24 protein-coding genes are annotated in these 22604 nt (G+C 64.8%); 12 read left to right on the forward strand and 12 right to left on the reverse strand.

What is annotated here, in order from left to right:
* Position 1 precedes the first annotated feature (1 nt).
* The 3 genes from E3O06_RS02290 to E3O06_RS02295 form a co-directional block, all read right to left on the reverse strand.
* Positions 2–937, reverse strand: coding sequence for a J domain-containing protein (locus tag E3O06_RS02290; protein ID WP_134501406.1), 936 nt, complete (start codon positions 935–937; stop codon positions 2–4).
* Positions 938–1098: 161 nt separating this feature from the next.
* A complete protein-coding gene (locus E3O06_RS17400; RefSeq protein WP_166788074.1) occupies positions 1099–1263 on the reverse strand; it encodes a hypothetical protein in 165 nt (54 codons plus the stop codon).
* A 104-nt stretch (positions 1264–1367) separates the two neighbouring features.
* On the reverse strand, positions 1368–2078 hold the full coding sequence (locus tag E3O06_RS02295) for an SOS response-associated peptidase (RefSeq protein WP_134501407.1): 711 nt from the start codon (positions 2076–2078) through the stop codon (positions 1368–1370).
* A 59-nt stretch (positions 2079–2137) separates the two neighbouring features.
* Between E3O06_RS02295 and E3O06_RS02300 the strand changes: the two genes are divergently transcribed.
* Together E3O06_RS02300 and cspE are read left to right on the forward strand one after the other, a co-directional pair.
* Positions 2138–2974 carry a DUF3097 domain-containing protein gene (locus E3O06_RS02300; RefSeq protein WP_134501408.1) on the forward strand — a complete coding sequence of 279 codons (837 nt, stop codon included), beginning with the start codon at positions 2138–2140 and terminating at the stop codon, positions 2972–2974.
* Positions 2975–3285: 311 nt separating this feature from the next.
* A complete protein-coding gene (cspE, locus tag E3O06_RS02305) occupies positions 3286–3489 on the forward strand; it encodes a transcription antiterminator/RNA stability regulator CspE (RefSeq protein ID WP_035840308.1) in 204 nt (67 codons plus the stop codon).
* Between the two features lie 64 nt (positions 3490–3553).
* Here cspE and E3O06_RS02310 read toward each other — a convergent pair whose 3' ends face one another.
* Complete coding sequence (locus E3O06_RS02310) at positions 3554–4033, reverse strand: Lrp/AsnC family transcriptional regulator (protein WP_134501409.1); 480 nt, start codon at positions 4031–4033, stop codon at positions 3554–3556.
* A 106-nt stretch (positions 4034–4139) separates the two neighbouring features.
* Here E3O06_RS02310 and E3O06_RS02315 point away from each other — a divergent pair, with 106 nt between their 5' ends.
* Positions 4140–5363 carry a trans-sulfuration enzyme family protein gene (locus E3O06_RS02315; RefSeq protein ID WP_134501410.1) on the forward strand — a complete coding sequence of 408 codons (1224 nt, stop codon included), beginning with the start codon at positions 4140–4142 and terminating at the stop codon, positions 5361–5363.
* Here E3O06_RS02315 and E3O06_RS02320 read toward each other — a convergent pair.
* Entirely contained in the window at positions 5360–7177 is a 1818-nt protein-coding gene (locus tag E3O06_RS02320; protein ID WP_241979819.1) for a DEAD/DEAH box helicase, read from the reverse strand. The two genes, E3O06_RS02315 and E3O06_RS02320, sit on opposite strands and share 4 nt — an antisense overlap.
* A gap of 87 nt (positions 7178–7264) precedes the next feature.
* On the opposite strand from E3O06_RS02320, the gene E3O06_RS02325 reads away from it, so the two are divergent.
* Positions 7265–8053: an SGNH/GDSL hydrolase family protein gene (locus E3O06_RS02325; protein WP_134501412.1), complete on the forward strand. Its 789-nt coding sequence runs from the start codon at positions 7265–7267 to the stop codon at positions 8051–8053.
* Positions 8054–8072: 19 nt separating this feature from the next.
* Here the strand turns inward: E3O06_RS02325 and E3O06_RS02330 are convergent, their stop codons facing one another.
* Positions 8073–9314: a D-alanyl-D-alanine carboxypeptidase family protein gene (locus tag E3O06_RS02330; RefSeq protein ID WP_241979820.1), complete on the reverse strand. Its 1242-nt coding sequence runs from the start codon at positions 9312–9314 to the stop codon at positions 8073–8075.
* A gap of 46 nt (positions 9315–9360) precedes the next feature.
* Positions 9361–10170 carry a TrmH family RNA methyltransferase gene (locus E3O06_RS02335; RefSeq protein WP_134501413.1) on the reverse strand — a complete coding sequence of 270 codons (810 nt, stop codon included), beginning with the start codon at positions 10168–10170 and terminating at the stop codon, positions 9361–9363.
* A 131-nt stretch (positions 10171–10301) separates the two neighbouring features.
* On the opposite strand from E3O06_RS02335, the gene E3O06_RS02340 reads away from it, so the two are divergent.
* Together E3O06_RS02340 and E3O06_RS02345 are read left to right on the forward strand one after the other, a co-directional pair.
* Positions 10302–11225, forward strand: coding sequence for a Sir2 family NAD-dependent protein deacetylase (locus tag E3O06_RS02340; RefSeq protein ID WP_134501414.1), 924 nt, complete (start codon positions 10302–10304; stop codon positions 11223–11225).
* 44 nt (positions 11226–11269) lie between these two features.
* A complete protein-coding gene (locus tag E3O06_RS02345; protein ID WP_241979821.1) occupies positions 11270–11887 on the forward strand; it encodes a histidine phosphatase family protein in 618 nt (205 codons plus the stop codon).
* 4 nt (positions 11888–11891) lie between these two features.
* On the opposite strand, the gene E3O06_RS02350 is transcribed toward E3O06_RS02345, so the two are convergent.
* A complete protein-coding gene (locus E3O06_RS02350; protein WP_134501415.1) occupies positions 11892–12983 on the reverse strand; it encodes a glycosyltransferase family 4 protein in 1092 nt (363 codons plus the stop codon).
* Positions 12980–13915: an alpha/beta fold hydrolase gene (locus E3O06_RS02355; protein WP_134501416.1), complete on the reverse strand. Its 936-nt coding sequence runs from the start codon at positions 13913–13915 to the stop codon at positions 12980–12982. Before E3O06_RS02355 ends, E3O06_RS02350 begins: the two co-directional genes overlap by 4 nt.
* Positions 13916–14030: 115 nt before the next feature.
* Here E3O06_RS02355 and treS point away from each other — a divergent pair, with 115 nt between their 5' ends.
* From treS to E3O06_RS02375, 4 genes are all read left to right on the forward strand, one after another.
* Entirely contained in the window at positions 14031–15728 is a 1698-nt protein-coding gene (gene treS, locus E3O06_RS02360; RefSeq protein WP_134501417.1) for a maltose alpha-D-glucosyltransferase, read from the forward strand.
* A gap of 215 nt (positions 15729–15943) precedes the next feature.
* Positions 15944–16543: a GAF and ANTAR domain-containing protein gene (locus E3O06_RS02365; protein ID WP_241979822.1), complete on the forward strand. Its 600-nt coding sequence runs from the start codon at positions 15944–15946 to the stop codon at positions 16541–16543.
* A gap of 27 nt (positions 16544–16570) precedes the next feature.
* Positions 16571–17284, forward strand: a complete 714-nt coding sequence (locus E3O06_RS02370; RefSeq protein WP_134501419.1) for a GAF and ANTAR domain-containing protein — start codon at positions 16571–16573, stop codon at positions 17282–17284.
* A gap of 72 nt (positions 17285–17356) precedes the next feature.
* Complete coding sequence (locus E3O06_RS02375) at positions 17357–18043, forward strand: exonuclease domain-containing protein (protein ID WP_134501420.1); 687 nt, start codon at positions 17357–17359, stop codon at positions 18041–18043.
* Between the two features lie 98 nt (positions 18044–18141).
* Here the strand turns inward: E3O06_RS02375 and E3O06_RS02380 are convergent, their stop codons facing one another.
* From E3O06_RS02380 to glgA, 3 genes are all read right to left on the reverse strand, one after another.
* Complete coding sequence (locus E3O06_RS02380) at positions 18142–18393, reverse strand: type B 50S ribosomal protein L31 (protein WP_092107894.1); 252 nt, start codon at positions 18391–18393, stop codon at positions 18142–18144.
* A 178-nt stretch (positions 18394–18571) separates the two neighbouring features.
* On the reverse strand, positions 18572–19354 hold the full coding sequence (locus tag E3O06_RS02385) for an ABC transporter ATP-binding protein (protein WP_134501421.1): 783 nt from the start codon (positions 19352–19354) through the stop codon (positions 18572–18574).
* Between the two features lie 72 nt (positions 19355–19426).
* Positions 19427–20608 carry a glycogen synthase gene (gene glgA, locus E3O06_RS02390; RefSeq protein ID WP_134501422.1) on the reverse strand — a complete coding sequence of 394 codons (1182 nt, stop codon included), beginning with the start codon at positions 20606–20608 and terminating at the stop codon, positions 19427–19429.
* A gap of 80 nt (positions 20609–20688) precedes the next feature.
* On the opposite strand from glgA, the gene E3O06_RS02395 reads away from it, so the two are divergent.
* Positions 20689–21933, forward strand: coding sequence for a glucose-1-phosphate adenylyltransferase (locus tag E3O06_RS02395; protein ID WP_134501423.1), 1245 nt, complete (start codon positions 20689–20691; stop codon positions 21931–21933).
* Positions 21930–22583 carry a phosphoserine phosphatase SerB gene (gene serB, locus E3O06_RS02400; protein WP_241979823.1) on the forward strand — a complete coding sequence of 218 codons (654 nt, stop codon included), beginning with the start codon at positions 21930–21932 and terminating at the stop codon, positions 22581–22583. Before E3O06_RS02395 ends, serB begins: the two co-directional genes overlap by 4 nt.
* Positions 22584–22604: the final 21 nt, after the last annotated feature.

Raw genomic sequence — 22604 nt, forward strand, 5'->3', positions numbered from 1 at the left:
GTTAGCTATTGACGAAACGGATGCCGTTTTGCAGGGTACTGCGCAGCTCGAACACCTTCTCGAAGCTGCCGCGTTCCATACCGCCCAGTCCGTCGCGGAGCACACCGACGAGGCACGAACGCGGGATGACGATGATCATCGGCCTGCGGCCGCGCTTGGGCAGCGATACGGGTTCGTCGAGCGCGCCGTCCGGCAGTACGACGATGAGGGCGGTGAACCGCACCTTCAGTCCGCGGGTCAGGGAGCGGGCGGCATCGTCGAACCGGTGAATCGGGCGTTCCCCTTCGGGCAGGTCGTCGCCGGCCAGTTCACCGCGGCGCAGCTGCACCGGTCCGCCCCAGTCCTCGGAGAGCAGGCCGAACAGCCCGGCCGGGCCGAGGATGATGTGGTCGAGTTTGTCGCTCTGGCCGCCGGTATCGATGTCGTGCCAGGCGGTGAATCCGATGCCGAGGTTGGCCACGAGCAGGGCGGTCGCCTCTTCGGCGAGGGCTTTGGCGAGGCAGTGGCGCACGAGTTTCGGGGCACTGCGAATGAGGGCGGGGGCGTACGGGTCGTCGATGACCGTGCCGCGGCCGGCCCATTCGCGCACTAAATCGAGGTATCTCAGCCGCGCCTGGCCGCCGGGATGACCGTGCATACGGGTTTTCAGGCTGGATTTCGTGGCGGGACCGCGGGTGGAGGGGGCGGCGTAGGCATCCGTTGTGGCGGTCGGTTCGGGGACGTCGAAGCGGCGACGATCGTAGGCAGCACGGTTTTCGGGGCTGCCGATGCGTTCCCAGGCGAGCTGCACGACGTGAAATTTGGGAGCGCTGCCGCCGACATCGGGGTGGGTCTGGCGGAGCAGCAGCCGGTAGGCGCGACGCAACTCATCGTCGGTCGCGGTTGGGCTCACGCCCAGGACCTCGTAGGGAGTGGATGCGGCCGGGCTGTCTTGCATCCTGGGCGGGACCTTTCCGGGTTCGGGACAATCGCTGCGAAATCGATCGAAGGGTCAACGATACCGCGGGATTCTGACACCGGGCCGAGGGTGCGAGCGAGCCGTGTCCGGCTGCGCGGGCTCGGGTGCTCTCGCCGGTTCGGACGCGACGTTGGCGCTGACTAGTCGCGCAGCAGGTGGAACGGGATCGCCATGGCAATCGACACGCACAGGATTCCGCCAATGAAGATCGGTGCCATCAGCGAGGTAACCGAGAAAGCCAGGCCGAACAACCAGAAACCGAAGACGAAGATCGCAAATGCGACGACGAAGGCGACAATGTTCATGGGTGTTCCTTTCACGGCAGCGCCCGCGTAATTTCGCCAGTCACTGATCTGAGCGTACGGATCATTCGTACTCATTCGAGCGTACCGGTTGGGCCCCGGTGCAATTACATCGAATCGTTGGCGATCGGCTCGATCAGTTCTGGGCCGTTGCCGGTCACCGGGGCGACCTCGTGGAAATCAAGTGACTCCACGACCGCCCGCGAAGCTGCTACGGCGGCATCCACGAGGGCCTGGTCGCCCTCCGCGGTCGGGTCCAGCCAGTGGTCCCACCACTCCTCCGGCAGGGCTACGGGGGTGCGGTCATGGATCTGCGCGACGGGACCGTGGGCATCCGTCGTCAGGATGGTGGCGGACAACACCCAGCGCGCCGGATCGGTCTCAGCGGCTGCAGGGTTCTTCCACCAGGAAAACAGGCCGGCGAAGGCCAGTGGCAGGCCATCGTCGGAGTGGACGAAGTACGGCGTCTTGACGTTGCCTTCGGTGTGCCATTCGAAATACCCCGTGGCCGGTACCAGGGCGCGCCGTGACCGCACGGAAGTCTTGAAGGTCGGCTTCTCGGCGGCGGTTTCTGCCCGAGCGTTGAACGTTGGAAATTTAGACGTCGCTTCCGTCGCAAAGGACGGAATCAACGACCAGCGGGCCGACTCCAGCCGGCGCACGGGCGGATCGGTTCTGGCGGATTCGAGCACGATCGGAATCTGCTCGGTCGGCCGGATATTCCAGGACGGCTCAGGCAGGTTCTCCCCCTCGTGTTCGACATCGAACATGGCCGCCAAATCGGGCGCTGTATCGGTAATGATGAATCGACCACACATGGGTCCAGAATACCGCGCCCTGCCCGGGCGATTCGCGGTTGTCCGCTAGCGTCGATGCAATGGACGATCGATACAGTGCAGACGTGCTTTCCCCCGGCTGGCGCGAAGCCGGCCGCCGAATCATTCCGACGCAGGAAGCTACTCGTGATCTGGTCGTCGAGGAGATCGCCACGGGATTCTGCGGTGCCGTAATTCGTGTGGAAAAGAAGATCGTCACTCTGGAGGATCGGCACGGCAAACTGCGGCTCTTTCCGCTCGGCTCCGGGTTTCTGATCGACGGCCGTCCGGTGACGCTCGTGGCTCCGACGATGGCCGCCGCCCTCGGCCGGGTGCGCACGGCCTCGGGCTCGACCGCTGTGCCGAATGCCCCGGCCAGGGTCGCGCGCGCGAGCCGTATCTTTGTCGAGGGACGTCACGACGCCGAGCTGGTGGAAAAGGTCTGGGGCGCCGATCTGCGCATCGAAGGCGTCGTCGTGGAGTACATCGAGGGGGTCGACAACCTCGACGAAATCCTCCGCGAATTCCGGCCGGGACCTGGTCGTCGGGTCGGGGTGCTGGTCGACCACCTCGTACCCGGTTCCAAGGAGAGCCGCATCGCGGATGCTGTGGAGCGCGGGCCGTTCGCCGCGAACGTGCTCGTGGTGGGGCATCCGTTCGTCGACGTGTGGCAGTCGGTCAAGCCGGCTCGGGTGGGCCTCACCGCCTGGCCGGATGTGCCCCGGAGTGTCGAGTGGAAACACGGAATCTGCGCCGCGCTCGGCTGGCCGCACGAGGAACAGGCCGACATCGCCAGGGCCTGGCAGCGAATTCTCGGCCGCGTGCGCACTTTTGCCGATCTGGAACCGCAACTCTTAGGGCGCGTGGAACACCTGATCGACTTCGTGACAGCCGAATGACACGCCGTAACACGTGTCGAGAACCAGTGGCCCTGGACCTGCACGGGCAGTGGTAGACCGGGAGTTCACTCGAATCTGGCCGTAAACGTAACGCTTTCATGTCGAAAAGGCTGGGAATTTTGAAACCGTCCAGACTTGTGGGCTAGTGTTGGACACGAAGTTGTAGTGCTTGCACGTCTTAAACGCACCGACAGTGATTCAACTGGATCGCGGTTTGTGCGCCACATTCCTTTCGGAAGCGGACGACGAATACCGCGACGAACGGTCCCGACAGTCGGGGCCGGTCTAACACTCCTGGAGGAGTTTTACAAATGGCAACAGGTACCGTGAAATGGTTCAACGCTGAAAAGGGCTTCGGCTTTATCGCACCCGACGACGGAAGCGCCGATGTTTTCGCGCACTACTCCGCGATCGCGTCGAACGGCTACAAGTCCCTCGATGAGAACCAGAAGGTCGAGTTCGAGGTAACTCAGGGCCCCAAGGGTCCTCAGGCCGAGAACATCCGCGCCCTCTAAATAGAGCTTGCGAAGAACGCCTCCCGCTTCGGCGGGGGGCGTTCTTGTGTTAACCGGTCCGGGCCTATTTGACCAGGTCTTGCCAGCCGTCACCGTCGACGTACTCAAAGATCAGGTTGGTCTCGGTGTGGGCGACGGCCGGATGCTCCGCGAGGTGTTCCAATACGAAGTCACGCAGGTGCGAGGCATCCGCTGCGGCAACGTGCAGCAGGTAGTCGTCGGCACCGGCGGTGTGGAACAGGCCGATCACGCCGGGCCAGTGCGGGGCTGCGTTACGAAAGTCATCGATCTGCACCCTGGCGTGCTTGGCCAGCCGTACCGAGATAAGAGCCTGCAGGCTGGCGCCGAGCGCGGCCAGGTCGATATTGGCCCGGTAGCCACGAATGTGGCCGAGCTGCTGCAGACGGCGCAGGCGCAGGGACACGGTGGACTCGGCGACGCCGATTTCGCCGGCCAGGGCCGCCCCCGAGGCCCTGGCATTGACCGACAGCGCGCGCAGCAGTGCGCGGTCGACCCGGTCAAGTTCCGGCTTCTTCGATTCCATAAAGAGACTCCCTCGTTGTCAAGGAGTTTATGCGATGTGAAGAACAGTTTTGCAAGGGTCTGCAGCGAGCCTTGCACGATCGCACAGAATCTGCTTCTGTAAGGACATGCTGCCATTGACGCCACATATTGAGACCCTGGCCGTGCATGCCGGAATGGACGGTCTCGCCGAGGCAGGGGTTCACGTTCCGAGCATCGACCTGTCGACCACGAATCCGCTGAGCGGCGTGGAGGCGGGCGGTGAGTCCTACGAGAACCTGGCGAGCGGCGGGACTCCGGAGCCCGGGGACTCCGCCGTCTACCAGCGGTTGTGGCAGCCCGGAGTCGCCCGGTTCGAAACTGCCCTCGCGGCCCTGGAACGGGCCGAGGGCACTGTGGCCTTCGCCACCGGAATGGCTGCCCTCACCGCGACGCTGATCGCGACGGTCACCGCCGACAAACCCCATATCGTGGCCCTGCGCCCCCTCTACGGCGGAACGGATCATGTCCTGGCCAGTGGGCTGCTCGGCACGACGGTCACCTGGACCGATCTGGCCGGCGTGGCTGGGGCCATCCGTTCGAACACCGGTCTGGTGGTTCTGGAGACGCCGGCCAACCCGACCCTCGAGCTCACCGATATTCGGGCGGTCGTGGCGGCTGCCGGAGATGTTCCGGTATTGGTGGACAACACCTTCGCTACCCCGGTGCTGTCGCGCCCGATCGAGTCGGGGGCGACCCTGGTGCTGCACAGCGCGACCAAATTCCTCGGTGGGCACGGCGATGCCATGGGCGGAACCGTCTCGGGGCCACAAGAGTGGATGGTTCGTCTGCGGCAGGTGCGCGCGCTCACCGGTGGCTTACTGCAGCCCTTCAACGCCTACCTGCTGCATCGCGGGCTGCGCACCCTGCCGATTCGGGTACGCGCCCAACAGCACACAGCGGGTCTGATCGCTGCCCGGCTCAACGAACACCCGGCGCTGACCCGTGTGCTCTACCCCGGCCTGCCCGGCCAGGACCCGCAGGGGCTGATCGGCCGACAGAGCGCCGGGGCCGGTTCCCTGATCGCCCTGGACCTCGGCTCCTTTGCCGCCGCCGTGCGCTTCACCGAGGCGCTGCGGCTGATCACGCACGCCGTGTCGCTCGGCGGTGTCGACTCCCTTGTCCAGCATCCGGCGTCCCTGACCCACCGCCCGGTCGTGGCGGAGGCACGCCCTGGCGCCGGCATCGTGCGCCTTTCGATCGGGTTAGAGCACGTCGATGACCTCCTCGACGACATTCTCACCGCACTGCTGGTTGCCCGCGTGCCCGTGGGCGCCGGGACCGCCGCCCGGTCGGCGCCACTGCGGAGCTAGCTGCGACCGAGGCGGCGGCGCAACAGGTCGATGCGCATCTGCAACTGCGTGACGCTGGCCTGGGCGACGGCGGGCCCTCCACAGATCCGACGCATCTCGGCGTGGATCATGCCGTGCGGCTCATTGGCCAGCTTCGACCACATGCCGACGAGGCTCGACAGCAGCGTGCGCTGTTCCTTGAGCGTGCGGTACAGCGGCGGTGGCTCGAGCGGGGCGATGTCACCGGTCACCGGATCTTTGCGCTTGTCGGTCGACCGCTTGGACTGACGGGATTGGCGCTGTCGCAGCAGCTCAGAGACCTGTTCCGGTTCGAGCAGGCCCGGGATGCCGATGAAGTCGAATTCTTCGTCGGTGCCCGGTTCTGCGAGCTCTCCGAATTCGTCGCCGTCGAACATGACCATGTCGAAGGTTGCCTGCGAGTCGAGGGCCTGCCAGGTGAAATCGTCCTGGCCGAGCTCGTCAGAGGCCTTGTCTTCCTTGTTCGCTGCGGCGACCATGGCGTCCTCGGGGTTGAACATCCCGTCGTCGCCGTCGTCACGGTTGCTGCGATCGAGGGCGTGATCACGTTCGAGTTCGAGCGCGTTGGCCAGGCTGAGCAGTCCTGGGACGTTCGGCAGAAAAATGGATGCCGTCTCCCCACGCCGGCGGGCCCGCACGAAACGGCCGATCGCCTGCGCGAAGTAGAGCGGCGTGGCCGCGCTGGTCGCGTAGACGCCGACAGCGAGGCGCGGCACATCGACACCCTCCGACACCATCCGCACAGCGACCATCCAGCGACGGGTGTTCTTGGAGAACTCGTCGATCCGGTCGCTCGCTTCCTTCTCATCGGAGAGCACGATCGTGACGGGTTCACCGCAGATGTCCTCGAGGATGACCGCGTAGGCGCGTGCGGTGGTCTGGTCGGTGGCGATGACGAGGCCACCGGCATCCGGAATGCCGTGCCGCACCTCGGTCAGGCGAGAATTCGCGGCGCGCAGGACGGACGGAATCCACTGCCCGCTGGGCTCGAGGGCAGTGCGCCAGGCCTGGCTCGTGATGTCCTTGGTGTTGCCCTCCCCGAGCTTGGCTTCCATCTCGTCGCCGGCGCGGGTGCGCCACTTCATGTGCCCGGCGTAGACCATGAACATGACCGGGCGCACCACGCCGTCGGCGAGGGCGCGGCCGTACCCGTAGGCGTAATCGCTCTGCGACATGCGGATGCCGTGCTTGTCGGGCAGATAGCTGACGAACGGGATCGGCGACGTGTCTGACCGGAACGGGGTACCGGTCAGTGACAGCCTGCGGGTGGCCGGGCCAAAGGCCTCACGGATCGCGTCGCCCCAGCTCAGGGCGTCTCCCCCGTGGTGGATTTCATCGAGGATCACCAGGGTGCGGCTCGACTCGGTGAGCTGCTTGTGCAGGGCGGCGCGCGCGGCGACCTGGGCGTAGGTGACGACGACCCCGTGATAATGGCTGCCGTAACTGCGGTCGGCGTTCTTGAACATGGGATCGAGACGGATGCCTGCGCGCGCCGCGGCATCGGCCCACTGGTTCTTGAGATGCTCGGTCGGGGCGACGACGGTAATGCGGTCGATCGTGCGCCGAGACCGGAGTTCGGCCGCCAGGCGCAAGGCGAACGTCGTCTTGCCGGCACCGGGCGTGGCCGCGGCGAGGAAGTCGCGGGGTTCGTGCACAAAGTAGGCTTCGAGCGCTTCGGCCTGCCAGGCCCGCAGCTTGCCGGCGGTACCCCAAGCTGCGCGTTCGGGAAAGGACGGCGAGAGGTGTTCGGCTGCACTCGTTCCCTGTGCAGGACCGAAAACCGATGGAGTATTCACTTCTGCCAAATCTATCAAAGCCCGCCGACCTTCGTAGCCGACGGCACCGTTTGCACCGTTGACACAGGGTTCAGACAGAATGGTTTGATGACGAAGCAACAGCATCCATGGTCGCGCTACGTCGCGCTCGGCGATTCGTTCACCGAGGGCATCGGTGACCCCGAAGACCAGAGCCCCGGCGGGCACCGTGGCTGGGCGGACCGGGTCGCCGAGGTACTGAGCGAAGGGACCGATGATTTCGCCTATGCGAACCTCGCCGTGCGCGGCAAACTCATCCGGCAAATCGCCGACGAACAGATCGAGCCGGCGCTGGCGCTGCGCCCGGACCTGATCACGATCTCGGCCGGCGGCAACGACGTCATTCGCCCCGGAACCGACCCGGATTTCATCGCGGCGCGCTGTGACGAGGCGATCTCCAGATTGAGCCGGGACGGCGCGACGGTCGTGCTGTTCACCGGAGCCGACGTGGGATTCTCTCCCGTTTTTCGCAGCATTCGCGGCAAGGTCGCCATCTACAACGAGAATATCCGGGCCATCGCGTCAAAGTATGACTGCATCGTGGCCGACATGTGGCAGCTGACCGAAATCCAGGACCCTCGCCTGTGGGCGCCCGACCGGCTGCACCTCAACGCGCTCGGACACCACACCGTGGCGCGCATGGTGTTGAAGACCCTCAATGTGAAGAACTCGCTGGAGCCGAGCGAGCCGGAGCCGATGCCCGGAACCAGCTGGCGTCAGGCCCGCACCGAAGATTTCGCCTGGGCGCGCGAGTACCTCGTACCCTGGGTGCTGCGTCGGGTGCGCCACCAGTCTTCCGGCGACCACGTGTTGCCCAAACGGCCGGAGGCCGGCCCCTTCACCCTGCCGCCGCTCTGACCCGCGAGTCCTCCGTGGATCAGCCGCCAGCGAGTTCGCCCGGGTGCCCCATACGCCAGGCCGGGCCGGGATCGGCCAGGGTGCGCCGGAGTTCGAGCGGCACAGTCACCGTCGTCGGCGTTCCCATGCCGATCGTGAAGGACACCTCCCCCACCTCGTCGCCGGCTCGACCAAGCTGCACGTCGGCGGCCGCCGCGGCACCGGTGATCGGTGAGTCCGACCAGACCAGAACGGATGCCGCCCGCTCGGCTACGATGTCGCTCACGTCGCCCCACTCCGTCGTATAACTGCCGAACACGCCACCGGCTTCAGCCAGCACGACCTCGTGAAACCCGGGCTGCACGCTCGTGATGAGCTCGGAAATCGCAGAATTGAGCTCGGAGTGCGTGTCTCCGCCGAGCACCACTCCGACGAGGGTGACCGTGTTGGTTCCGACCGTGAAGTCGGTCGAGAACAACAAGCAGGCTCCGGCCACATCCGTGGTTCCCGTCTTGATGCCGTCGACACCATCACGGCCGAGCAGCTTGTTGGTGTTGGTGATGGTGCCGATCACGGGCAGCACCGCCGAGGGCAGGGCCACGATCTCGGCGAGGGCCGGGTGGCCGACGACGAGCTTGCCGATCTCCACGAGGTCGGCCGTGCTGCTCACGCTCGAAGCGGATAGACCGCTGGTGTCTGCGACGCTGGTATGGGCCAGAGCATTGCCGTCCAGCCAGGCTTTCGCCGCTGCCAGGTAGTTGTCAACGGATCCATACGCCCAGACCGCGAGGGAGGCGGCGTAGTTGTTGGCCGACGGCAGCAGCATCGCCTCAAAGGCCTGCCGCTGGGAGAGCACCATTCCGGCCACGACGGGGGCCACCGAACCGTTTTCGGCGACCACGTCGTAGTAGATGTCCACGTCGGCGTCGGTGAACGTGATGTCGGGCCCAGCCTCGCCAGCGCCGAGCGGCTTCGCGTCGAGGATGACGAGGGCGGTGACCATCTTGGTGATGCTCGCAATGGGAACCGTGTCTTCTGCGCCGCTCGAAGCCAGAACACCGGGAAACCCGACCGCGCCAATGGCGCTCGCACCGAAGGAGGGCCAGGTCGGTGCGGCTATCGGCTGGGTGAGGTCGGCGGGCTGCACGAGGGCTGCGGCGCTCGCCGGCACGGGAGCCAGGTTGGTGGCGCCGATATATCCGACGCTGCCCAGCACGACGAGCACAACGCTGAAGACGGCCAGTCGCCGTCGCTGGAGGATTACACGTCGAGAGGGAGACATCCGTTCAGCCTAACTTCTTCGTGTCGTCCATCAAGTGCTTCCGGGGTTACGAACGACTGCGCAGGGCGTAGAGCGCGACGGCGCTCGCGGAGGCGACGTTGAGCGAGTCAACGCCGTGCAGCATCGGAATCGTCACGATCGTGTCGGCTGCGGCGAGAGCGTGCTGGCTGAGCCCGTCGCCCTCAGCACCGAGGATGATCGCGAGTCGCTCGGGCGGCGCACCGGCGAACACATCGAGCGACACCGCGTCATCGGAAAGCGCCAGGGCGGCCAGGTGAAAGCCGGCCGCGTGCAACAGCGGAGTGGCGACGCTCCACTCCGGCAGGCGAGTCCAGGGCACCTGCAGCACGGTGCCCATGCTCACTCGCACGCTGCGCCGGTAGAGCGGGTCTGCGCAGCGAGGGGTGATCAGTACCGCGTCGGCACCGAGCCCGGCAACGGAACGAAAGATCGCACCGACATTGGTGTGGTCCACGATGTCTTCCAGGATCACAATGCGGCGGGCATGCGTCAGCAGTTCCTCGACCGGCTCGAGCGCGGGCCGGTGCATGGCGGCGAGGGCGCCGCGGTGCAGGTTGTAGCCGGTCAACTGTTCCAGCACGCTCGCCTCACCGACATAGACCGGCACGTCCGGCCAGTCGGCGAGCAGTCGCTCGGCGTCGGGCATCCACCGTTCCTGAATGAGCAGGGAACGGGGCCGATGTCCGGCGTTCAGCGCCCGGGCGATGACCTTGGGCGACTCAGCGATGTACAGGCCGCCAGCCGGTTCCAGAACTCGACGGAGGGCTACATCGGTCAAACGCGAATAGTCGGCGAGACCCGCACTGGACAGGTCGGTAATGCGGGTGATCTGCACGAAAAAGTGCCTTTCGAGATGAGTGTTTGAGGCCAAGCCTGACAGGTGGGTAGTCAAACAGGAAAACAGACGAGTTTAGAATCAAGGGACGAGCATTTGCTCTTGTTCGCCCTGGCCCGAAAGGAGCGCCGATGACTGCCGACTCGGCCCCGCCCAGCGACACGGTACTGGTCGACGCGCTCGAGCCGGCCGACGCTCCCGACACCGCCGCCGCACTCGCCTCGGCGCTCGCCCTTGATTCCGAGCGCGCAGTGGATGCTGTCGCGACGTTGCTGCGCGGCAAGCGTGCCGCGGTGCTCACCGGAGCCGGCCTCAGTACCGATTCCGGAATTCCGGACTATCGCGGCGAGGGTGCGCCGACGCGCACCCCGATGACCTTCCAGACTTTCATCGCCGACGAACGGTCCCGTAAACGTTACTGGGCCGGCAGCCACCTGGGCTGGAGGGTGTTCCACCGGGCCACACCCAACCTCGGGCACCGGTCCCTCGTGCAACTGGAACGCGCCGGAGCCATCGTCGGGGTCATCACCCAAAACGTCGATGGCCTGCACACCCGCGCCGGCTCACGACACGTCGTCGAGCTGCACGGATCCCTCGACCGAGTGATCTGCCTGGCCTGCGGTCAGGCCTTCGGCCGCGACAGCATCGCCGCCAGGCTCGAGACCGACAATCCGGTGCTCCGCGACCCGGAGAGCATCCACATAGCCCCTGACGGCGATGCCGACGTGGGCAACATCGATGACTTCGTCGTGCCGGACTGCACCGTCTGCGGCGGCATGCTCAAACCGAATGTCGTGTTCTTCGGTGAACTCGTACCCGCTGAAACGTTTCTGGAGGCATCCGCTTTGATTCAGGGTGCCGACGCCCTCATCGTGGCCGGTTCGTCGCTGGCCGTGAATTCCGGCATCCGTCTGGTGGAACAGGCTCGCCGGCGCAAACTGCCCATCATCGTGATCAACCGCGGCGTGACCAAGGGGGATGGGCGCGCGCTGCACAAACTTGAGGCCGGTACCTCCGAAACCCTCGCTGCCCTGGCCGCCCGGCTGCTGGGCTGACCGCGCTTGTGCACCCCACGAATCACCCGGGCAGGGGTGAACCAATGATGACGTTGTTTTCCATCGTTCGTCATGGCCAGACGGACTGGAACCTGCACCATCGCATCCAGGGCAGCACGGACATCCCCCTCAACGCAACGGGACGAGCCGAGTCCGTCGCCGCCGCGGTGCGTCTTGCCGGCCGCCGCTGGGATACCATTGTGACCAGTCCGCTGGTTCGCGCGGCAGAATCCGCCCGCATCATCGCCGCAGAGCTCGGTCTGAACGACCCGCAGATAGTTGCCGCGCTCACCGAACGTCACCATGGCGCAATTGAGGGGCTCACGTTCGCTGAGCGTCAGATTCGCTTTCCCGATGGTGTCGCTGTTCCCGGGCTGGAAACCCGGCGAGATGTCGTTGACCGGGTGCTGGTCGCCCTGGCGACGCTCGCCGCCGACGGGCGAGCGGGCCAGCGCGTGCTCGTGCTCAGCCACGGAGGCATCATCGGCACACTGCTGCGCCACGTCACCGCGGGCGACCGGCCGAGGCACGGTGAATTCATCGCCAACGGCTCCGTGCACGATTTTCGGTGGGAGAATGATCAACTCCTGCTGACGCATTTCGACACAACATTGCGGTCCCACGGCGATCGCGGCGAGGCCGCCGGTCCTCCGGTGTTCTGATCCCTCACCGCTGACCGCGCGGTACCCCGCCACTGGGAGCTTGTCCCTCGAGTACCCCGAGCAGGGTACGGGCCGACGCCGCCCAGGTGAAGCCGGCCGCCTGATCGACCGACCGGGCGGATCGCTCCGCCCACTCCCCCGGGATTGCCAGCTGACGCACGACCGTGGCGAGCGCCTCCGCACTACGCGGCTCGAAGTACAGCGCGGCGTCGCCACCGATCTCTCGAAAGATCGGAATGTCGCTGACGACGACGGGGATGCCAAGACTCATCGCCTCGACCAGGGGAATTCCGAAGCCCTCATCGAGCGAGGCGGTCACGAGCGCGGTCGCCGAGCGCAACAGGCGGTGATATTGCTCGTCGCTGACCCCGTCGTGGAAGACAAGGCGGGCTTGCGGTGCCAGCCGGCCCAGCCGAGCCCGTTCGGTCGACGACACCCGACTGAGCAGGTGCAGTTCGTATTCGGGCAGGTCGGCCAGGGCCAGCACGAGCGTGTCGAGGTTCTTGTACGGCATGAAGGAACCCATATAGATCAGCCGGGTAGTTTCCGGAATGCTCCGGTGACCGGGCAGACCCGGTGCGGCATCGGCGGCGTTCGGCACCACGGTGATCGGACGCCGGGTGAGGTGGTGTTCCCTGATCAGTGAACGCGTGGTCTCGGATACCGTCACGACGCCGTCGGCGCCATTCAACAGCATCCGCTGTGGCCACCAGGACAGGTGGTAGGCCCGCCAGAGCAGCCGGATGAACGGGGAGAGATCGCGCGGCGGTGTGCGGTTACGGTAGTAGATCAGGTCATGCACGGTCAGGAACAAGCGGTACTTGCGGCCCCAGGATCCCATCGTCTGCATCGGGCTGAAGACGACGTCGGGTTTCAGCCGGTTGACCGACAGTGCGACCAGCGGTTCGAAGAGGCTGGTCGGTGCGCGCATCAACTGCCAGGGCAGAGCCGGAAGCATCCGTAGCTGCCGATGGTCGCTGATCAGCATGATGAGCGGATGCAGTCGGCCCAGTTCGGTGACCAGCCCCGCGGTGTACCGGCTGATGCCGTCATGCTGATCGAGGCGCACATAACGGCAGTCGACGACAATCCTCACAGCGGGCGCTCCTCCGCCAGAAATTCCCGGATGAATGCGGCGGCGGGTTTCGGCTTTTCGTAGTGGATGAGGTGGCCGACATTCTCAATGACCCGCACTGTCGCGTTCGGAAACATGGTCGCCAACCGATACTGCGCGGCGAGCGGTGTGATGTCATCTTTGTCGGCGGCGATCAGCAGCGTGGGCTGCCGGATTTGTGCAGCGAACTCGCCCACATCGTGGCTCACCGAGGCGGTGAAGGCGGCCATCACGACCCGGCGATCGGCGAAGGCACTGAAGTACAAGTCGTGCTGGTTGTGAATCCAGCGTCGCAGCTGCGCATCGCGAGTCTTGGCCATGCTCACGCTCATGATGCGCACAATGGCACGGTTCTGCAGCAGCGCGTAGCCCCAGCGCTCCGGAAGGGCCGCCGCCGCCCAGTAATAGAACACCGCCAGGCGGGTCAGCACGCCGCGCGGTCCGGACAGTGCCGGCGCGGCAATCGGATTGACCAGGACGACCTCGTCGGCGGCCAGCCCGTCTGCGACGGCCGCAGCGACCACGATCGAGCCGAAAGAATGGCCCAGCACCACCATTCGCCCGGTCGGAGCCAGCACGCGGAGAAATTCCTGGAGCCAGCCGGCGTAGGCCGAGAGGGAATGTCCCCCGTCGCGGAACGGAGCTGACTGGCCGAAACCGGGCAGGTCCGGTGCCACGATGCGCAGGTCCGGTGTAACCGGATCCTCGCCGAGCAACTCGGCCACGACCAGCTGCAGGCCGTGGTGATCGCCCCGAAAGCCATGTACCAGCACCAGGGTGGTAGACGCACCGGGGTCGCCGTAATCCCAGTACCGCGTGTCACTGCACTGGCGTTCGGTGCCGGGTACGGATGCGGTGAGCTCGCGCACCGGGAGGCTCTGCAGGAGCCTGTCGTAGGGAGAAGAAACGATCATCGGCCCTAGTTTAGGCGCGAGACTTGCGCAAGGCTGGACGCGCACCGGGGTGGTCGATCTAGACTCGAGCCACCATTGCATCGAGAGAGCCCTTTGCGGGGACGGAAGGAACGCCGTGAGCTTCACCGCACCCATTCAGTTGCCCGGTTTGGCCCTCGATCCGCGGTGGTATCGCCGCGCCGTCTTCTATGAGGTCATGGTTCGATCCTTTGTCGACAGTAATGCCGACGGGTCCGGAGACCTGGCCGGCCTGGTGTCGAAGCTCGATTACCTGCAGTGGCTCGGCATCGATGCCCTGTGGATTCCGCCGTTCTTCAATTCTCCGCTCAAGGACGGAGGCTACGACGTTGCCGACTACCGCACGATCCTGCCCGAATTCGGTACTTTGGAAGAGTTCAAGGACCTCGTGACCAAAGCGCACGAACGGAATATGCGCATCGTGATCGACTTTCCGCTGAATCACACCTCGGATCAGCACGAATGGTTCCAGCAGTCCCGCGAAGACCCCGACGGCCCGTTCGGAGATTTCTACGTCTGGAGCGACACCGACGAGCGGTATCCCAACATCCGCATCATCTTCACCGACACCGAGGAATCGAACTGGGCCTTTGATCCGGTGCGCCGCCAGTTCTTTTTTCACCGGTTCTTCTCACACCAGCCCGACCTCAACTTCGAGAACACTGCGGTTCAGGAAGCCATTTTCGATGTCGTGCGCTTCTGGCTGGACCTGGGCGTCGACGGCTTTCGGTTGGACGCCATCCCCTACCTGTTCGAGTCCGAAGAGGGCAACGGCGAGGGCGAGCCGCCGACGCACGAGTTCGTCAAGCGGCTGCGCTCCATGGTGGACCGGGACTACCCCGGCCGGGTCATGATCGCCGAAGCCAATCAGTGGCCGCGCGAAGTTGCGGCATTCTTCGGCACCGAGGACGAACCGGAATGCCATATGGCGTTCGATTTTCCCGTGATGCCGCGCATCTTCTACTCCCTGCGCTCCCAGCAAGCCAACGAATTGGTGCGGGTGCTCTCCGAGACGACCGACATTCCCGACGGCGCCGGCTGGGGCGTGTTCCTCCGCAATCACGACGAGCTCACACTGGAAATGGTCAGCGAGGAATATCGGCAGGCCATGTATGGCTGGTACGCCTACGACCCACGGATGCGCGCCAATATCGGCATTCGCAGGCGGCTGGCCCCGCTGCTCGACAATTCTCGGGCCGAGTTGGAGCTCGCCCATGCCCTGCTGTTTGCCCTGCCGGGCAGCCCGTTCCTCTATTACGGCGATGAGATCGGTATGGGTGACAACATCTGGCTGCCCGACCGCGACAGTTCCCGAACCCCCATGCAGTGGACCCCGGACCGCAATGCCGGTTTCTCCGATGCCGACCCCGGCAAGCTGTTCCTGCCCATCGTGCAGTCGCTGGTCTACAACTTCACGCAGACCAACGTGGAGTCCCAGCTGGCCCAGTCCGGTTCGCTCCTGCACTGGATCCGTAACGTTATCCACGTGCGCAAGGCGCACCCGACCTTCGGGCTGGGCACGATTCGGGTGCTGAAGACCAATCACGAATCGGTGCTCGTGTTCACCCGCAGCTACGCCGGCTCTGGTTCCATGTTCGGCGATCAGCCGGAAACCGTGATGTGCGTGTTCAGCTTCTCGCACAACCCGGTCGCATTCACCATCGAGGATGTCGACATGGCAGGTACCCGGCTTTACGACCTGTTCGGCGGCGCCGTCTTTCCCAGTTTCAACGAGGAGGGCGCCCTCACCCTTACCCTCGGGGCGCAAAGTTTCTACTGGCTGCACTGCGGTTGACCCCTGCGGTGATCGCCGGCCGGTCGGTGAATAATCTGGTCGTGAATTTTCATTGTCGAGCAGGCTCGCAGCACGTACTCTTGGGCTAAAGCAAGCAATCGTCAAGGTCTGGAGGCCGGTCGATCGTGGCTGAATGGTCGAGCACAGACGGTGGAGTAGAGGACACGGAATTGTGCGCCCATTTTGTCTCCTCCCTGCCGGTTGACGGTGCTGCGGTGTCTGTTTTTGGTGGCGAGGTCCCGGAAACGGTCGTCTGCGCCACCGACGGCCTCGCTGCTCGCCTCGATGAACTGCAGTTCGATCTCGGCGAGGGCCCGCGGTGGGAGGCGGCTCGCACCCGACTTCCCGTGTTGGAACCTCGGATTCGTGAGGTGGCGCATCCGCTGTGGCCCGTCTTCTATACGGCGCTGATGGACACCGCCGTTGAAGCGCTCTACGTCTTTCCGCTCACCCTCGGCGCGCTCGATGTCGGAATCGTCGAGCTGTACAGCACAACGCCTGGGGTATTGGATCGCACGGACCGGGCTAAGGCCCTGGTGCTGGCCAACGAGACCGCCTGGAACCTGCTCGACCGCCTGCTCCGCGTGCAGGAATCAGCAGCCAGCGGCGAGACCACGTCGGCGTCCTCGGCATCGCCCCTGTCGCGACGGGAAATTCACCAGGCGACCGGCATGGTGCTCGTGCAGATGAACGTGACGCCAACGGATGCCCTGCTCGTGCTTCGCGCGCATGCCTTCTCCCACGGAACGACGGTGCGCAGCATCGCGGGTGACGTAGTCGCCCGCCGCCTGCAATTTTCACCCAAAAATGATTGAAATTCAAGAAAGGTCAGAGAATCACTCATGGTCACCATGACTCGCGCCGCGCTGGTGAGCGCCGCCTTCGTGAAGTTGACGGACACTCTCGTAGGCGAATATGACGTCCTCGACGTGCTGCATACCCTGGTCGAGGAGTGCGTGGAGTTGCTCGACGCCACTGCGGCCGGCCTCCTGCTGGCCGATCCCAGCGGGGAACTCCAGGTGGTCGCGTCCACCAGCGAAGAGAGCTACCTCGTCGAGGTCCTGCAGCAGCAGGCCGGTTCCGGTCCCTGTGTGGACTGCTACCTCACCGGCAAAGTCGTCACCCTCGGCGATATTGACGCTTTTCACGACACCTACCCGGAATTTGCAGCTGCCGCGCTCTCCCAGGGCTTTCGCTCCGTACACGCGATTCCCATGCGAGTTCGCCATCGGGCGATCGGGGCGCTGAATCTGTTTCGCACCGAAACTGGCGACGTCACCCCTGAGGACGCAGCGATCGGGCAGGCCATGGCCGATGTCGCGACCATCAGCATCCTGCAGGAACGCACCGTGCGTGAAGACGCCGTCGTCAACGAGCAGTTGCAGCGGGCGCTGAACAGTCGCATCTTGATTGAACAAGCGAAGGGGGTCATCGCCCAGGTCAGTACCGTCGACATGGACGAAGCCTTCAAACGGTTGCGGGCCGATGCCCGGGCGCGTGATCACACCATGCGTGAGAGTGCAGAAGACGTCATCAACCGGCGGATCACACTCTGACTGCAAGTCATACGGGAGCCATCGCTCTGGGCGGCGCGGATGCCTGTCGGTGGTCGCCCCTAGGGTGGAGGTATGAGCACCTGGAGCGATCACCTCGCCGTATTCGACCTTGAAACCACCGGCATCGACGTGGAAACCTGCCGCATCGTGTCGGCCACCGTCGCCGTTCTCGACGCGAGCGGCACAGCCGTGGAGCGAATCGATTGGCTGGTCGATCCCGGTGTTGATATTCCGGCCGGCGCGACCAGCGTGCACGGCATCACCACCCAGCAGGCCGTAGAGCACGGCCGAAATGCGTCAGAAGCGGTGGCCGAGATCGTCACGGCTCTCCGCGGGCATCTGAGCGACGGTCTGCCCATCGTGGCCTACAACGCCCCCTACGACCTCACCCTGCTCGACCGTGAAGCCCTGCGCTACGGCATTGCCCCCCTGGTGGCGCCCAGTCCGGTCGTTGACCCCCTGGTCATTGACAAAGCAGTCGACAAGTATCGCAAGGGAAAGCGCACCCTCGAAGTCACGAGCGCGTTCTACGGCGTCGTCCTCGACGACGCTCACGATGCCGGCGCCGACGCGATCGCGGCCGGACGCGTCGCTCAGGCGATTCACCGCGCGCACGAACGCGCGCTTCCCGCAACGCTCGGTGAGATGCATTCCCTGCAGGTCACCTGGTATCGCCAGCAGGCAGAAAGTTTTCAAGAATACATGCGGCGCGGCCGCGATCCCGAATTTCTGGCCGACACCGCCTGGCCTCAGCGCTGACTCCCTCAGCGCTGACAGTTGCGGCCCCAACAAGAAAGCGACCAGCCGGAGCTGGTCGCTTTCTGTTGTTGTGAACCGGAGCGTTCCGAAACCTGGTGCTATTTGCCAAAGCCCTTGTAGCGCGAGTTGAACTTCTCGACGCGGCCGGCGGAGTCCATGATGCGCTGCTTGCCCGTGTAGAACGGGTGCGACTCGGAGGAGATTTCCACGTCGATGACCGGGTACGTGGTTCCGTCTTCCCACTCGATGGTCTTCTTGCTGGAGACCGTCGAACGAGTCAGGAAGGTCGCGCCGGAGGCGAGGTCGCGGAAGACGACGGCAGCATACTCGGGGTGGATGTCAGACTTCATGAAAATTTCCTTTTGCACTTCTGGTGAACAGACTTGTAACTGGTCACAGTGCTGTTCGATTATTAGGCCCTGCCCGCCGTGTCACAGAAAGGCGACGGCAAGCTGGGTGGCCAGATGGCCAGCCACTTACTTTAGCAGACATTGCTTTAGCAGAAAGCCGCGCTCGCCGAGCGCTCGGTTAGACCGCGCGAGCCGAGTAACGACCGTCGGTCTCGATGAGTTCGATGTTCAGGCCGAACGTCTCACTGAGGGCCTCGGCGGTGAGCGCCTCACCGATGGGCCCGGAGGAGACGACCTGGCCGCCCGACAGCAGCAGCACGTGGGTGAACCCGAGTGGGATCTCTTCGACATGGTGGGTGACCATGATGATGGCCGGCGAATTGGGCTCTTGCGCGAAACCGCTGAGCAGTTGCAGAAGCGATTCACGGGCACCGAGGTCGAGACTCGCAGCAGGCTCGTCAAGCAGCAGAATCTCCGGGTCGGTCATGACCGAACGGGCGATCTGCACCCGCTTCTGCTCTCCATCACTGAGGGTGCCGAACTTGCGGTCGGCGAGGTGATCGAGGTTCCATTCCTGCAGCACCCGCTGGGCGCGGCGTTCGTCAATGGTCTCGTATTCTTCGTTCCACCGGCCGGTGACAGAATAGGCCGCCGTCATGACAACATCGAGGACTTTCTCGTTGCCGGGCACCTTACGGGCCATGGCGGTCGACGCGAACCCGATCCGGGGCCGCAGTTCGAAGACATCCGTTCCGCCGAGCGTCTCATCGAGCACTTCGGCTTGACCGCTCGACGGGTGCATGAAGGCGGCGGCGATCTGCAGCAGGGTGGTCTTGCCCGCACCGTTCGGGCCGAGAATGACCCACCGTTGCTCGTCGTCGACGCTCCAATTCACTGAGTCGAGGATGGTGGTGCCACCCCGGACGACGGAGACGTCGGTGAAATGCAGAACGTTGGCCATACAGCCATGTTATCGGGCGGGGCCGGTGCTGAAATACGCCGGGCCGTCGCTCGACGACCCGGCGCTTGCACGTCAGAGGAGGGACGTGTAGATCTCTCGAGTGCGCGTAGCGATCTGACTCCAACCGAACTCGTGCTCCGCCCGCAGGCGGCCAGCGCGCCCCATGTCGGCGGCGCGGGCTGGATCGCTCACCACTTCGGTGAGGATGCGGGCGAGGTCGGAGACGAACTGGTCTGGATGCAGCGGGGTGCCCGTTCCGTCGGTCAGTTGCTCGATCGGCACCAGCCGCCCGGTCTGGCCGTCGGCCACGACCTCCGGAATTCCTCCGGTGGCCGTGCCCACAACCGCCAGGCCACAGGCCATGGCCTCGAGGTTGACGATTCCGAGTGGTTCGTAGATGGACGGGCAGACGAAGACCGTGCCGTGGGTCAGGACGGCGGCGAGCTCGGGCTGGGCGAGAAGCCGGTTGATCCACACGACTCCCGATCGTTCTCGTTGCAGGGCCTCGACGCCGGCGGTGACTTCAGCCAGGATGCCGGGAGTGTCGGGCGCGCCGGCGCACAGCACGAGCTGCACCTCCGGTGGCAGCAATGCTGCGGCGCGCAACAGATACGGCAGGCCTTTTTGCCGTGTGATGCGGCCGACGAAGACGACAGACGGCCGGTCGGGATCGATCCCCAGCCCGCGTACGAAATCGACGTCGAGCCTGGGCTTCCAGCGCTCGAGGTCGATGCCGTTGTACACCGTGTGCACCCGGCTCTCGTCGAGTGCTGGATAGCTGCGCAGGATGTCGCGGCGCATGCCGTCGCTGACGGCGATGACGGCATCCGCTGCCTCGAAGGCCGTCTTCTCGATCCAGCTCGACACCCGATAGCCGCCGCCGAGTTGCTCGGCCTTCCACGGACGCAGGGGTTCGAGGCTGTGCGCGGTCACCACGTGCGGAATGCCGTGGAGCATCTTGGCGAGGTGCCCGGCGGCGTTGGCGTACCACGTGTGCGAGTGCACCAGATCGGCCCCAGCAGCGTCCTGGGCCATCTGAAGGTCGACGCCCAACGTGCCCAAGGTGGCGTTGGCATCGACCAGCTGGGCCGGCACCGCATAGGCGAATGTGTCGGCATCGGGGCGGGGCGCACCGAAACAGCGCACCGAGACGTCGATATCTTCGCGGAGCGCTCGCACGAGCTCCGTGACGTGTACGCCCGCTCCCCCGTAAATCTCCGGGGGGTATTCCTTGGTCATCAGATCCACTCGCATGCAGCAAAGGTAGCGCAGCCCGACCCGACGCACATCTCGTGGTGCTAGTCGTGTCGCTCGGTTGGCCCTACTCTGGACACATGAAGGCCAAGAAGATCTTTGGAATCGTTCTCGCCGGTGGTGAGGGAAAACGGCTAATGCCGCTGACCGAGGACCGGGCGAAGCCCGCTGTCCCCTTCGGCGGGCATTATCGCCTGGTGGATTTCGCCCTTTCCAACCTCATCAATTCCGGTGTCACCCAGATCGTGGTGCTGACCCAGTACAAGTCACACAGCCTCGACCGCCACGTCTCCCAGACCTGGCATGTGTCCGGCGGACTGTTCAACTCGTACATTGCCTCGGTGCCGGCCCAGCAACGGCTCGGCAAGCGCTGGTTCAGCGGCTCGGCCGATGCGATTCTGCAGAGCCTCAACCTCATTCACGATGAGAAACCCGACATCGTCGTCGTCGTCGGCGCCGACCACGTCTATCGGATGGACTTCAGCCAGATGATCGACGCGCATATCGCGTCGGGAATGTCGGCGACGGTCGCGGCCATTCGCCAGCCGATCGGCCTGGCCGACCAGTTCGGCGTCATCGAAGTGGATGCCGCGACCCCCGATCGGATCTCCGATTTTCGGGAGAAGCCCAAGGATGCCGTCGGGCTCGCCGACGCCCCGCACGAGGTGTTCGCTTCGATGGGCAACTATGTTTTTAACACCGATGCCCTGATCGAGACGGTGCTCCGCGATGGTGAGCGTACCGACTCCAGTCACGACATGGGCGGCGACATCATCCCCGATTTTGTCTCCCGCGGCGACGCGGGCGTGTACGACCTGCAGCGCAACGAAGTGCCAGGGTCCACCGATCGGGATAAGTACTACTGGCGCGATGTGGGAACCATCGATTCGTTCTTCGAAGCGCACCAGGATCTCATTTCTGCGCTCCCCGTGTTCAACCTGTACAACCAGAAGTGGCCGATCTTCAGCATGCAGCTGAACTCGCCGCCGGCGAAGTTCGTGCGCGACGGTCATGGCGCACTCGGAACCATGATCGACTCGATCGTCTCGCTGGGCTGCGTCATCTCCGGCGCTCACATCGAGCGGAGCGTACTCGGTCCGTGGACCTCGATCGGCTCCGCCTGTGAGGTCGTCGACTCGATCGTGTTCGACCGGGTGCAGATTCGGCCGGGCGCCATAGTTCGACGCGCCATTCTCGACAAGGAAGTAATCGTCGAGGCCGGGGCCACGGTCGGTGTCGATCGGGATCGCGACCTCGCGCGCGGTTTCAGTGTGACCGAATCCGGCATTACCGTCGTCGGCAAGGGCGTGCTCGTTACTCCGTGATCCTTAGCTCCGCACCACGTTTCCTGGTCGTGCTCGACGCCGACTCCACACTGATCCAGGACGAAGTGATCGAGCTGCTGGCGGATGCTGCCGGCTCACGCGATCTCGTCGCCGATGTCACTGAACTCGCCATGCGCGGCGAACTCGACTTTGCGCAAAGCCTGCGCCAGCGGGTGTTGACCCTGGCGGGACTGCCGGACACTGTCTTTGCCGAGGTGGGGCAACGCATCCGCCTGACTGCGGGGGTTCCCGAACTGATTGCCGGCATTCATGCCGGCGGGGGCGTCGTCGGAGTGGTGTCAGGCGGCTTTCACGAGTTGCTCGACCCCCTCGCGGCCGAACTGGGCCTGGACCATTGGCGGGCCAACCGGCTCGAGGTCGAAGCCGGCCGCCTAACCGGACGAGTTCTCGGACCGATCATCGACGCCGAGGCCAAAGCGGTCGCCCTGCGCGAATGGGCCGCAGGCGGCCGGATCGCCCTGTCGCAGACGATCGCGGTCGGTGATGGCGCAAACGACCTGTGCATGATGGACGCGGCCGGTCTCGCCGTCGCGTTCAACGCCAAACCGCGGGTGAAGCGTGAAGCCGACCTGGTGATCGACCACTGCAATCTCAGTCAGGTACTGCCGCTGCTCGGCCTGCGCGGCTGAGCCGGCAGCTCCGCCGCACGG

The organism is Cryobacterium glaciale (assembly GCF_004402535.1).
Taxonomy (GTDB): domain Bacteria; phylum Actinomycetota; class Actinomycetes; order Actinomycetales; family Microbacteriaceae; genus Cryobacterium; species Cryobacterium glaciale.